10 protein-coding genes and 2 tRNA genes are annotated in these 12,864 nt (G+C 66.1%); 1 reads left to right on the top strand and 11 read right to left on the bottom strand.

Annotated features, from left to right (window positions below; translation table 11 throughout):
• Window positions 1-80 precede the first annotated feature (80 nt).
• The 7 genes from KF688_06545 to KF688_06515 form a co-directional block, all read right to left on the bottom strand.
• A complete protein-coding gene (locus tag KF688_06545) occupies window positions 81-1,040 on the bottom strand; it encodes a PEP-CTERM sorting domain-containing protein (GenBank protein ID MBX3425320.1) in 960 nt (319 codons plus the stop codon).
• Between the two features lie 106 nt (window positions 1,041-1,146).
• A complete protein-coding gene (locus tag KF688_06540) occupies window positions 1,147-2,637 on the bottom strand; it encodes a hypothetical protein (GenBank protein MBX3425319.1) in 1,491 nt (496 codons plus the stop codon).
• Between the two features lie 202 nt (window positions 2,638-2,839).
• Window positions 2,840-3,145, bottom strand: coding sequence for a carboxypeptidase regulatory-like domain-containing protein (locus KF688_06535; GenBank protein MBX3425318.1), 306 nt, complete (start codon window positions 3,143-3,145; stop codon window positions 2,840-2,842).
• A 175-nt stretch (window positions 3,146-3,320) separates the two neighbouring features.
• Complete coding sequence (locus tag KF688_06530; GenBank protein ID MBX3425317.1) at window positions 3,321-4,439, bottom strand: DUF1559 domain-containing protein; 1,119 nt, start codon at window positions 4,437-4,439, stop codon at window positions 3,321-3,323.
• Window positions 4,440-5,003: 564 nt separating this feature from the next.
• On the bottom strand, window positions 5,004-7,556 hold the full coding sequence (locus KF688_06525) for a U32 family peptidase (GenBank protein ID MBX3425316.1): 2,553 nt from the start codon (window positions 7,554-7,556) through the stop codon (window positions 5,004-5,006).
• Window positions 7,557-7,623: 67 nt separating this feature from the next.
• Window positions 7,624-7,696, bottom strand: a tRNA-Lys gene (locus KF688_06520).
• 103 nt (window positions 7,697-7,799) lie between these two features.
• Window positions 7,800-7,881: transfer RNA gene (locus KF688_06515), tRNA-Leu, on the bottom strand.
• Between the two features lie 235 nt (window positions 7,882-8,116).
• Between KF688_06515 and KF688_06510 the strand changes: the two genes are divergently transcribed.
• Window positions 8,117-8,428, top strand: a complete 312-nt coding sequence (locus tag KF688_06510) for a DUF971 domain-containing protein (GenBank protein ID MBX3425315.1) — start codon at window positions 8,117-8,119, stop codon at window positions 8,426-8,428.
• A gap of 169 nt (window positions 8,429-8,597) precedes the next feature.
• On the opposite strand, the gene KF688_06505 is transcribed toward KF688_06510, so the two are convergent.
• From KF688_06505 to KF688_06490, 4 genes are all read right to left on the bottom strand, one after another.
• Window positions 8,598-9,029, bottom strand: a complete 432-nt coding sequence (locus tag KF688_06505) for a helix-turn-helix domain-containing protein (GenBank protein MBX3425314.1) — start codon at window positions 9,027-9,029, stop codon at window positions 8,598-8,600.
• Between the two features lies 1 nt (window position 9,030).
• Window positions 9,031-9,414 (bottom strand): type II toxin-antitoxin system HigB family toxin, encoded by a 384-nt coding sequence (locus tag KF688_06500; protein MBX3425313.1) that lies wholly within the window; start codon window positions 9,412-9,414, stop codon window positions 9,031-9,033.
• Between the two features lie 228 nt (window positions 9,415-9,642).
• Entirely contained in the window at window positions 9,643-11,259 is a 1,617-nt protein-coding gene (locus KF688_06495) for a M20/M25/M40 family metallo-hydrolase (GenBank protein MBX3425312.1), read from the bottom strand.
• A 142-nt stretch (window positions 11,260-11,401) separates the two neighbouring features.
• Complete coding sequence (locus KF688_06490) at window positions 11,402-12,796, bottom strand: 50S ribosome-binding GTPase (GenBank protein ID MBX3425311.1); 1,395 nt, start codon at window positions 12,794-12,796, stop codon at window positions 11,402-11,404.
• Window positions 12,797-12,864 lie beyond the last annotated feature (68 nt).

Raw genomic sequence — 12,864 nt, 5'->3', positions numbered from 1 at the left:
GGTTCGCAATGTGTCGAAAAAAGCGGCGCCCTGCCCCCAGGACGCCGCTCGTGGAGAACGAAGAAAATCGTTCGCCGCCGTTACTTACGCCGCCGCGCGACGAAACCAATCGCCGCGAGCGACGCGAGGACGATCGTGCTCGGCTCGGGGATCTTCGCGCCGGCTTCGATGCGGAAATTCCGGAACTCCAAGACGTCGGCGGTGCCGCTCGCCGAGGAGAAGCGGAAGGCGAGCATGTCGAAGTTGCTGTAGATCGCCGCGGCGCCGAACGTCGTGCCGTCGTCGCTCACGGTTTGCGTCGACAAGACGCCGCCGGCCGAATCCAACACCGAAGCGGTGATGTCCATCTGAGTGTCGGAGATCTTGCAAAGCTCCAGGATCAACGTGTACTGGTTGTCCGCGACCCATGCGATCGGCGTGCCGCCGGCAGTGGCCGCCGTGTAAGCTGCGCCAGAGCCCAGGAGACTCGTGTTGGTCAGATTGGTGCGCTTGTGAATCTGGGTAGGAGCCGTGCTCACGGTGGCGCCGTTCTGAATCGGCATGAAGACGGCGTACCCTTCGGCGTTGGTCCAGGGGCTGCCTGAACCGCCGCTGTCATTGAGTCCGTCGTTGGGCAGTTGCCCGTCAGGATCGTAGAACAATCCGAATCGGAAATTCCGGTTGCTTACGTCAGTGATCGTGCCCTTGGGGACGAAGTCGATCTTCGCGGTCAACATATCGCCCACGGCGAGCGAGACGGGACTTCCCACAGGCGCAAAATACGTGTGAAGCCGTTGGCTGCTGGCGCTTTGGGCGTAGGACAACGAACCGGTCGCCATCGTCACCGACCCGGCGGCCGACGCATAGACGGGAGACTCAGTCGGAAGATTGCTCTCGGTGCGCGACCCGTCGGCCCAGGTGTCGTTGAGCAAGATCGCGCCGAAACTCGGCGACGCGACGACCGCGCACAACGCCCCGGCCGCCAGGCCAGAGACGAGTCTGCGCGTCCATGGACGCACTCGAGACGGCAGCAGCGCCGTTCTCAGAATAGATTGCTTCATGAGACGATTCCTCCAGGACAAAAGGTGCACTCACGGAAGGTGCAAAGGTGACAAGCGATTCGCACAGTCTGTCGCCGCCGACCCACTGTGCGAATCGAACGTAAACTCAACGCAGCCGACGCCGCAGCGTCGGGACCGCCAGCACGGCCAACAAACCCAACGCAACCGAAGCCGGCTCAGGAACGGCGGCGACGTTCGCCGGGGCCGGTTGCGTGCTATGGCCGATCAGCACAACGTCGGTCCCGCTGCCCGAACCGAGAATCTGATCGACGACGCTGTTGTCGGCGTCGGTCCACGAGATGTCGCCTGTGTAGCTGATCGTCCAGTTGTACTGGGTGCCGCCGAACACGGCCGAAACGAGGTCGCCTTCCTGATAGTGGACCGTTCCTGCGAGGTCGGAGAAGATGCGGTTGTTGGTATGCACCAGCGGATCGTTGTCGAGCCCCAGATCGCCGGTCCCGGTGATGATCCCGCTAAAAATCCCCCCGAAGTTGACGTCGAACAGCCCCAAGTTCTGCGGAACTCCGGCGTTCAACGTCGGCGCTGCGTTCAACACGAGATTCAGTCGCGACGACCGCGTTGCGGTGGTGATCGTGGCGTCGACGCCGTTGTTGATCGACAGATTGCGCTGGACCTGGATCGGGCGGGTCCCGCCGTTCTCGAAATGGAATTCGACGATCCCCACGCCGCGGGTCACGCCGTCGGCGTCGTTCGCGATCGAGGCCGAGGTGAAATCGAACGTCCGCACGTAACCGCCGCTAGCGGGATTGTGCATGATGAACGTGCCGACGCCCCCGGCGCCGGTGCTCGCGCTGCCGGCCGACAAGCGGATTCCTTGAGTCCCGCCCACCTGCTGCACTTCCAGAATGCCGCCGCGATAATCGTACGTGCCGTTCCCCCAGCCCGAGGCCTCGGCTTGCCCGAGGTCGAGGGTGGTTGCCGGCAGACGAAAGATCCCGCCGGTTTGGACGATCCGACCAAGATTCTGATTGCCGATCGAACTGCCCGAGCGGCCGATGATGGTCGTGCTGCCGATCGAGAGATCGCCGCTCTTGATCGTGATCGTGTTCGAATTCGTCGTATTTCGAGACACGTAGAGACGATACAACGTCTGCGCGCCGTAGTTGCGCGTCTCGCTGCCGATGTTCACGGTGCCGGCCGGATAGGCCATATCCTCCGCGCCGTACCCGGTCCCGCCGTACTGCCGCTGCCAGTTGGCAGGCGATTTGCCTTGCCGCTGCAGCGCGAGAAAATCGGCGCCGTCGACGAGATTGTCGTCCACGACGTCGGGATTGGAATAAAAGGGATCGTTGTCTGGATCGAAGACGACCCCTTCGCCGGTGACGTCCCAGGCGCCCGTGCCGACGTTGATCTGGGTGTCGTTGAATTCAAGCGTCGCGAACGCGTTGTTCGGCGGGAGCAACCCGTTGACCAGCGGGTCAACCGCCGTGTCGGGGCCCGCTAAGCTCCAGTTGACGTAGTCGAACCACCAATTGCTGTTCCCTTGGCCGTCCCAAGAGTTCGCCCCGAAGGCCGTCGAACTCGCCAGGGCGATGAGCGCCGAGGCTGAAAAGAAAGCATGCCGTAGACGCGACATCGTTGCCGTCTCCTGCGATGAGTAATCGAGTTCCGGAAAATATCGATCGAGGAACCGCCTCCTCGACGCGACGATGAGCTCAGACCAGAGAAGAACGCGCCGGATCAATCGCGCAGGGCGGGAAACGCCCCTCTAAACCGATCCTAATTCCCTCGTGGTTCTCGCCAAACAATTCGCAACAGTTTGCAAGGAATCGCCGCATTCACCGCGATTCCAGCGTAATTTCAAGGGTTTTTGATTCGCCCGCGGCCACTTCGAAACCGATGCCCGACATGGCGGGGTTGCCGTACCGGCGCGGAATCGTCGGCTGCTTATGCAGTTCAGGGTCGCCGAGATCCTCCACCACTCCTACGCGGTATTCGCCGGCCGGCACCCCTTCGTCCGGGTTGCCCGTCGACAGCGAATATCGCCCCTCGGCGTCCGTCGTTCCGTAAACCGTTTTGCCTTCTCCGACGGGCGCCGCCGTGACGCGAGCCCGAACAAGCGGGGCTCCGTCGGGACCGATCACCCGACCAGTCACCTTACCCGTGTTTCTTCCTCCGCAACCCGCGGCCACCAAGACAATTGCCACGCAGCAGCGAAGCAGCGAAGCAGACCTGCCAGCTTGGAAGTACATAGTCCGCTTGGCTCCCGCACTCAGCTATTCCCGATACGTCGCGACTCCATCAGCCGTCCGCCGGCAATCACGGATTGTTCCTAGTCGGGCAGATGGGGCCGCCGCCAATCATTTCACCGCCGGCCCGCGTACACATCTGATCGAGAACGTACAGTTCCGTGTCGCGGGAAACCGGTTTGACGCTGCCGTCGACCATCACGAAATTCACGACCCCCGGGTGGTTGCCGCCAAAGCCCGCGTCGCCCCCCTCGGTGTCATTCTTGTCACAACGTTGACAGAACGGCTGCTCGCGCCCTGCAGCGCCGAACGTCGGGTAGTGATCGCCGTTGAAGGCATGTCCCCGCTCCGACCAAGCCTTCCCAACCTCGCCGGCCAGAAACGTATTGCTGGTCCCGTCGGTCACGTCTTTGATCCCAATTTCTTCGGTCCAGCCGATCACCCGCTTCGTCGAGCCTTCGTAGCGAAGATTCGTTTCGCGATTAACCTGCACCGCCGCGCCATCCGACAGATGCGAGTTTGACCAGTCGAAGCTGTTGTACAGCAGGATCGCCGCCGAACCGTTGGCGGCGCTGTAAGGGATGTTGCAGGTCGAACTTCCGACCGGTCGGTAATCGGACAACGAACCGTAATAGCCGACGGGAGTGCCGGGCACCTCCGGATCGCTCCGTCCGTGAGTCGACCCGTCGCCAGGGACGATCGCGATCAATATGCTCGTCGATTCATGCTGCTGGGACGGGCAGAAGAAGGCGTCGACGACGGCCTGCCTCGTCGTCAGCGCTTGATCGTAGAAACAACCGTGATTTCCCCGCTTAAGATCCCATAGCCCGCGGACTTGCGACTGCTCCATGTAGTCGAGCAGTAACGACAAATAGGTGAGGTGCCCGTCGGCGACTCTCGATGGCGGCAACTTCTTTCGAGCACTTTCGTAATTCAGCGTCGCCAGTCCAAGTTGCTTCAAATTGTTCGTGCATTGCATCCGTCGCGCCGCCTCTCGCGCCGCCTGGATCGCCGGCAGAAGCAGCGCCACGAGCACCCCGATGATGGCGATCACCACCAAGAGTTCCACCAAGGTAAAACCGTGTCGGGGCCGACGGGGACGATTGAGGTTGGCCATGATTCCGTTTGACTCCAAGAGGATCGTCTCCAAGTGCGACGGATCGCCGCGGTCGCCGGCCCTGACGGGCAAGACGGTCCTCGTGCTGACTCGCCCCGGTCGCAGGGAGGCGAAACACAACCGAACCAATCTCGATTCGTCGCGGAGGTGATGGGTTGGGTCGCCTGACGCGGCGAAGCGGATAAGCAAACAAGTCCCGGACAAGCGGTTCCCTCCGGGGATCCACGCCTAGCAGCCGCGGCCCCCGAGGCTCAGCCCCGAGGTTTGGCGACGCCAGGAGACAGCCCGCCTGCCGTCGTGCGTTAATTCATCATAACAAGAGACAACATCCACTATTTTGCATTCCGGCATTGAAAAGTCGCAACTTCTGGGAGATCTGCGAAAAACCTGTCGCCAGCCGTCAGCCCGCCGGGCCCTCGTTCCCATTTTGCAGGCATAATCCCGCGGAAAATGCCTGAAAACACAGTCTCGCTCGCCCCTTTTTGCTGCGTGAAAACAGTCTCAAAGGCCCGTGCAAAACTCGCCCCGGACATAGGAGGCGAGTCGCTGGGGGCCAGCGGCATCGGCCGCCGACTGGACAATAGGCGCCCGTGCGCGAGCTGTCGGGCGACCGACGCATCAGCCGCCTACGGCCCGCTACAGAATCGCCAGCGGGTTGCGGGGCGTCTCCAGCGTGCCCCGGGTGACGCCGACGCGGCTGTCGGCCCGCAAGGTCTGCCAGACCTGGGCCCCCGCGATCTCGCCGGCGAGCAATTGGCGGTACAGCTCCGTGATCCGCCGCGTCTCGCGCGCCGGGGCGTCGGCCAGCAGCTCGACGCGAAAGTGCCGCACGCCCCCCGCCACCAGCGGCGCCACCGCCTCGGCTCCGCTTTGCGCCGAGGCGTTGTACAGCGTATTGCGACATGCGATGTCGGCCTGCAGCACGTGCTCGGCCCCGACCCGATCGCGGAGCTTCACCTCGTGCCGATCGCACGGCCGGCCGCAATCGGTTTTGTTCCGCCCGGGAGAGAGCACGGCGCAAAACACGCAGTGCTCCATGTGGAACATCGGCATGTGTTGGTGGACGACCACTTCGAGCGGCGCCGTCGGAACGGCAGCGACCAGATCGAGCAACTGGTCGCGATTGAGATCGTAGGAAACGGTCGCCCGCGCGGCGCCCTGCGCCAGGAGCCACTCGACGGAAAGCGGGTTGGCCGCGTTGAGCGAGAAGTCGGCGACGCAGGGAACCCCCAGCCGTCGCGCCTCGGCGAGCGCGGCGAGATTTCGCACCAACCAACCGTCGGCGCCCGCCTTGTCCAGCGCGCGAAACAGGCCGTCTTCGCCCGGCTTATGGATCCGCAGCGACGCCAGCCACAGCGACGCCCCTGCGGAGTGCGCGTCGCGAACCGCCGGGGCGTAGTCGCGCGGGTCGTGCAGATCGGCGTAGAGCGACGTCACCCCGGCGTCGAGCGCGTCATGCACCTGCCGCAGCGAGCGACACAAGACGAGCAGTTGCGGCGAGCTTCGGGCCGCGGGTCCTGCAGTACGGCCGTCCGCGGCAAATGTCGTCGACGCGGACGCCAGCATCCGAGCCGCGACCCCGGGCTCCTCGATCCGCCGCTGCGGGGGGGAGACGCGAGCCGCGTCGAGCGCCGCCACAAGGTCCTTGCGCAACCGCCCCAGCACGCTTAGCGGGATCATCGGCTCGCCCGCAAGTTCGGCCGTCAGCTCGCCCAGTACATAGTGCGTTCCTCCCAGCCGCGAAAACTGCTCGCGGAGCAGTCCGACGTCGGCGGCATGGCGGCGCGCGACTTCGGGGCGATGGTCGCCGTCGAACGCGACGACGACGCCGTCCTCAGACTTCGCCCGCAGCCGAATCGGCTGGCCGACCACGGCCCGCACGTGCAAGTCGATCGCCGCGCGGCGGTGCGGGTCGGCGCTCGCAAAGGTCGCCCGCAGCCGCTTCGACAGCCGCGGATCGTCGGTCTGCCAAATCGCCGTCCCCGGCGCGGGCGAGCCCCCCTCCAGCGTCCCCGGGGCCAGCAGCAATTCGACCCGACCGGTCGCGGGCTCGTCCTGCGGCTCGCCGTTGCGAAACACCTGATAGACCCGGCTCCCGATCTCAGCCCCCGCGGCGCGATCGCCGGCCAGGACGATGCCGTCCCCTTTGACGAGCGGCTCGACGAGGTCCGCGACAAGCCGATCCCCGCGCCGCCCGCGGAGCGTGCCGACGCGCAGCCCCCGTTTCGCGCTGGAGAGCCCCGGGACAAGCCGCTTGTGGTCGTTCCCCGCGAGCCACCCCGGCGACAACCCGCGCGAGAAGGTCAGCTCCATGTCGCGTCGGGCCGCGGCCGACAGCCGCACCGCCTCGCCCGCCAGCGCCGCGTCAATCGCCTGCCGATACTGGGCCGTGATCGCCGCGACGTACTCGGGCGCCTTGAGTCGCCCCTCGATCTTCAGCGATGCGATCCCCGCGGCGACCAGCTCGGGCACAAGTTCGATCGCCGCCAGATCCTGCGGGCTGAGCAGGTATTTCACGTCCCCCAGATCGACGTCGGCGCCGTCGCAGATCAATTGGTAATCGAGCCGGCACGCCTGGGCGCACTGCCCCCGATTCGCACTGCGACCGCCCAGCGATTCGCTTGTGAGACACTGCCCGCTGTACGCCACGCACAGGGCGCCGTGGACGAACGCTTCGAGCGGCATTGGCGTCGCCGCGGCGATCTTGCGGATCTCGGCCAACGACAACTCCCGAGCCAACACGACGCGGCTGATCCCCAGCGACTCGATCTGGGCGATCGTCGCCGCCGAGGTCATCGTCATCTGTGTGCTGGCGTGCAGCGGCAATTCGGGGCAGATCTCTCGCACCAGCCGAGCGACCCCCAGGTCCTGCACCAGCAGCGCATCGATCCCGGCCGCCGCGACCCGCCGCACATGCTCCTCAAGCCGCGGCAGTTCGTCGGTGAACGCCAGCGTGTTGAGCGTGAGATAGCCCTTCACGCCGCTGAGCCGCAACTCGGCCAGCAACTCGGGAAGCGTCTCCAGCGAGAAATTCGTCGCCCGATGCCGGGCGTTGAACCCCGCGTCGAGCCCGAAGTAGATCGCGTCGGCCCCGTTGGCGACGGCGGCCCGGGCGCAGTCCCAATCCCCCGCCGGGGCGAGCAGTTCGGGGGCGAGCGGCCGGGAGTTGGTTCGCACTGAGCCGCTCATCGCCGTCTCGCCAAACGCGCCCCGCACGAGCATCCGCCCCGGGACTTGGCCGCCGACTAACAAAAAGTGAGACCGCCGGGACTCGAACCCGGGACCTACGGATTAAAAGTCCGTTGCTCTACCGACTGAGCTACGGTCTCGATTGCCAAGGACGAAGGGGGAAGACGGAGGGCGGAAAGGGCGTGGTCGGCGACCGCCCCCTTTCGACCGTCCGCCTTCCCCCGTTGCGTCCTGGTCTTCGTGTGGGGATGACAGGAATCGAACCTGCACGGGTTACCCCACTGGAACCTAAATCCAGCGCGTCTGCCAATTCCGCCACATCCCCGCGAGCGCCCGGCTCCCAGGCGGTCGTTGGGCAAGTATAGCCGCCTGCGGTCCTACCGACTAGGAGCCGACAGGCGAGCGCGAGGTTCGGCGCAGCCTTGTTTTCACGGACACTCAGGAGAATTCACGCCCCGGGGCGGGTTGCCAACTCACGCCCGCCGCGAGATGCTGCGGGAACCGCAATGCCGGTGAGCTTGTCACCGCGGCTTCCCGTCGGCGCGACTCGAACCTTCGCTATGACTTCGCCCGTTCTCGTTCCGATCGACCTCCAGGCCCGTCGCGATCAGGGCGTGCTGCGCGTCGCGTGGGCCGACCGCACGCACGAGTTCCCGCTACGCGAGCTCCGCGGCCAATGCGAGTGCGCCCAGTGCGTCAACGAATGGACGGGCGAGCGGATCCTCGACCCCGCGACGATCCCCGCCGACATCGCGATCAAAGCGATGGAACTGGTCGGCAACTACGCCCTACGGGTTCGCTGGTCCGACGGCCACGACAGCGGACTGTTCACGTGGGAGCGACTGCGGGCGTTGTTGCCGGCGGGCGATTAGTCCGCACGCATTCGAATGCCGCAACGGCCAAGTGCGGGCTGCCCGGGGCGGCATCTCCGCTTGTCCGGGGCGCGGCGCGAACGGAATCACACATCAGGGGCAGCTTGCGGAGGACGCCGTTGCAGGAGTCGCTCGCCCAACTTGGTCCGAGACGATTCGCCCTGCGCCGTCAAATATTCGCAGCCAACACGCTGACGTCGACCTCGAAGTACTCCGCGAACTTGCGAATCATCGCTTTGCTGAAATCCTTCTTGCCTGAAAGCACTTCCGAGATTGCGGACTTGTGGACGCCGGTTTCGCGGCTCAGGAGGGCCGCCGTGACGTCCTTGGCCTCCAGCAAATGCCGGAGCATCTCCGCGTCCGAGGCGGGCGGAATTTGGTGGTGCTCGTCTTCGTAACGGGCTGCCAGTTCGACCAACGCATCCAGGTACGCGCTCTCCCCGTCGTTGAGACGCTCCTTGTCAAGCAACCGATCGATCACCTCATGCGCCGCTGCGAGGTGCTCGTCGGAAGAGATCGTGCGGAGCGGAAAGCTCTTCACGCACTCCAAGTAAGCGTCGCCGGTCGGCCCCTTGAAGCGAAACGAAGCGGCTGCGGCCATGTCAGTTTCCTCTCGTGGGGCGATTGCGTTTTCCTGCAAGCCGCTTCGGCGTCGCTGCCCGAACAGCTCGGTCCCCTGCCCCAGTCGGCGGGGGAAAGCAGGAACAGTCGGACTTCCAGCGTCCCAAGTCGTACTCCTCGTGCGTCATCACTTTCTTGACGAACACAAAGCGTTTCTTGTACTCGATCTTCACGACGAGTCGGTACTTGTTGCCGGCGATATTGAAGACGACGCACTTTCCCACCAAGTCGGCCGAGCCGTACGCCTTCTTGACGTCGGCGAAGCAGGTCCAATCGGTCTTCTTGTTGCTCACATGACTGTACCAAGCCTGCAATGGACCTTCCGAGTCGCCCCGCTCAGGCGATTCCCAGAAGTTCCGCAACATCGGCTTGGCTAGCACGCGCACCCATACTGCTCCGGCGCCGATTCCAGGGATTTCATCGCCATTTAAGAGAATGATAGTTCACAATAAGCGAACTATCAAGGAAAGTCGTTCACACAAAGCGAACTGGCCCGACGCTTCGCCCAGCCCGACACGTCACCGCCCGTTTACGGCGGCCGATTTCTCTGAAACCGGCGAGCGATTTTCGGAGAACGTCGCCCACGGAGAGCTCTACAGCGTCGCGTCGCGCGATGGCTCGGTGGGCGAGGTCAGATCGACCGCCAGCGTGCGAACGCGGCCTTGGCGTTCGACGCGGAGGGCGAGCTCGCGGGCCCCGGAGTCGAGCGACTCCTGCAATCGGGCCAGCAGTTCGGCCGCGTCGGCGAACGGGGCGCCGTCGACGGCGTCGATCCGGTCGCCGACGGCCAAGCCCGCGCGGGCTGCGGCCGAGTACGGGACGACTCGCGTCAAGAAGACCGTGCCCGGTTCCGACTCGTCGGCGCGCCAGGAAGCGCCGAAGCGGAGCGGCTTGCCGGCGAGCGGCAGCAGGACCTCGCGCGGCTGGTCGGCCTCGCGGCCGACGACTTGCAGCAGCACCGCTTTGGCGGCGACCAGCAGGTGCGACTCGAGCTCGCCGAGCGCAGCGATCGGCCGGCCGTCGCAACCGATCACGCGGTCGCCGGGTCGGAGGTCGAGCGGTTCGGCCCCGGCGGTCGTTCGCACGGCGACGACCAGCACCCCCGCGGGGTCGCCGGCGGCGCGAGCGGCCCACTCGACGGGCGCCCGCGCGGGGAACGGCGGCAACGGCGCCTCGCGCACGACGGCCAGCGACGGGGTCTCGCCGCGGCCCGCCGCTCGGTATTTGGGGAGCTCGTCGGCGTCGGCCAGGCGCATGACGACTTCGACCAGATACTGCGACACCAGCCGCATTCCGGCGACGTTCAGCTTCTCGACGTCGTCGCTGGGACGATGATAATCGTCGTGCAGTCCCGTGTTGATCACCAGCGAGGGGACGCCCGCCTCGAACAACGGCCAATGGTCGCTGTTTTCTTTGAACTCCCACGAGTAGTCGAGTCGCATCCCCGCGGGAAGTCGCTCGCTGCTCGTCAGGCGGCGACTGCCGTACCCGGTTCGCGTGCCGCCGACGGTCAGCACGCCGTCCCGCAGGCGGCCGACCATGTCGACGTTGACCGCCGTCTTCACGCTTTTCAGCGGCAACGTCGGTCGGCGGACCCAGTGCCGCGACCCGAGCAGATTCTTTTCCTCGCCGTCCCAGAATGCGAACAGGATCGTCCGCCGGGGGCGATAGTCGATCGTGACCAGGGCGTCGACAATCTCGAGCACCGCCGCCACGCCGCTGGCGTTGTCGTCGGCGCCGTTGTGGATGTAACCGATCGGGCCGTTGCTGTTGGCCCGCGAGCCGTAGCCGACGTGATCGTAGTGGGCGCCGACGAGGACGACCTCGTCGGCCAACTGCGGGTCGCTGCCGGGCAAGACGGCCAGCAGGTTCTGCATATTGCCGTTGAACCGCTGGGCGAAGGCGCCCGCCTCGCCGGCCGGACGGAGCCGAGCTGCGGAGAGGCGGCCCTCGATGTAGCGCGCCGCCGCCAGCCCGCCGCGGCTTCCGGCCTCGCGTCCTTCGAGCGCGTCGTCGGCCAGCGTGCCGGCGTGGCCAAGCAGTTCGCCGTCGGTAACAGTCGCCACCGCCGCGGAAAGGGCCGCCTCGCGCGCATCGGCGGCGCGGACGCAGGACGCCGACCACGTCGCCAACCAGTTCGTCGCCGCCAGCGCGACAATCACGAACCGCGCCCCGCGACCTCTCCACTTGCCGAACCAAGCTATCCGCATACAGGCATGCCAACGGGGACTTGTGACGCGGGAGCAAGCGCCGGCGAAACGCCGGGCATCGTCAAAGTCGGCAAACCCGCCGTACGGTCGTGAGCCGGATCATGCGAGAACTCGAACCGCACGTGCTAGCACCCCAGACGGGCTACTTGCCGATGCAGAACCGGCTGAAGATGCGGTCGAGCACGTCGTCGACGTAAACGGCGCCGACGACTTCTCCCAGTGCGGACAATGCGGCGCGAAGTTCCGCAGCGACCAGCTCCTCGGCCCCCGCGGCGCGAGCCCGCTCGGCGGCGGCGGTCAGGGCGTCGGCTGCGCGCCGCAGGCTGTCGGCGGTGCGAACCGCCGTCGACGCCACGGCGCCGCGGCCCGTCTCGGCGTTCGCCTCGATCGCCACGGTCGCCAGTCGGCTCGCCAATTCGCGGACGCCCGTCTCGCGGCGACTGCTGACGAGGACAGCGTCGGGAAACTCGGTCCGCAGTCGGGCTTGCTGCGATTCGGACACGAGGTCCGCCTTGGCGAGCAGGGTGATCGCCGGCGACTCGACAGACGTTGCCTCGGCCTGTGGGCGAAAGAGGCTCGTCGCCTCGACGCACTCCAAACGAATGTCCGCGGCGCGACGTTGGCCCGAGGTCGCGTCCTGAGCCGAACGATCGATCGCGTCGACCGCCGCGTCGCTTTCCCCCGCGGTGTCGACCAATTCCAAGGTCACGCCGTCGATCGACAGCCGGGCCGTGAGATAGTCGCGGGTCGTGCCGGCGACCGCGGAGACGATCGCCGGGGCCGTGTCGGCTGCGGCGCCGAAGCGGGCGACGAGCAGGTTGAACAGGCTGCTCTTGCCCGCGTTGGGAAGCCCGACAAGCACTGCCCGCGGACAGGTCGTCGACTCGCCGCGGGCCTGCAATTGTGCGCCGATCTGCTGAACTTCGGCGTTCGCCGCAGCAAGACGTCGCTGCAGCTCCTCCGCGGCGACGAACACAACGTCTTCTTCCGCAAAGTCGAGCCCCGCTTCCAACTCGGCCAGCAGGTCGAGCAAATCGCCGCGGAGCGCAGCCAGCGGTCCCGACAACCCGCCGGCGAGTTGCGCCAGGGCCGTGTGCAAATCGCCCGCGCTGCGTGCGTCGATGACCCCGAGCACCGCCTCGGCCTGGGTCAGGTCGAGCCGGCCGGCGAGAAAGGCCCGCAAGGTGAACTCCCCCGGCCGTGCGGGACGAGCCCCCGCGACGCACAGCGCGTCGACCGCCGCCTGCACCAGCGGGGGGGAACCGGGAAGGTGAAACTCGCCGACCGGTTGTCGCGTGTAGGACCGCGCGGTCGGCCACCAGTGAAGCGCAGCAGGGATCGAGGTTCCCGCCGCGCGCAAACTGCCCGCGAGCACGCAGGGCAAGCCGGACGCCGGGATCTCCCCGCCGGCGTCGGGGATGAACAGCTCAGCGCAATGTTCGCGCGCCGCAGGGCCGCTGAGGCGAACGATGCCTCGCGCCGCGCCTCCGGGAGCGCTTGCTGCCGCTACGATCGTGTCGTCAAGGTCGAGTTGCACGTCCCGCGCTCGTCGAGGGAAGTCGGCGCGACAAGCTCAGGCCCCCGATTTCGGGAGTGCGAGGCTGG

It is taken from the genome of Pirellulales bacterium (genome assembly GCA_019636345.1).
Lineage (GTDB): Bacteria > Planctomycetota > Planctomycetia > Pirellulales > Lacipirellulaceae.
This window is presented reverse-complemented; position numbering and strand designations above follow the sequence as displayed.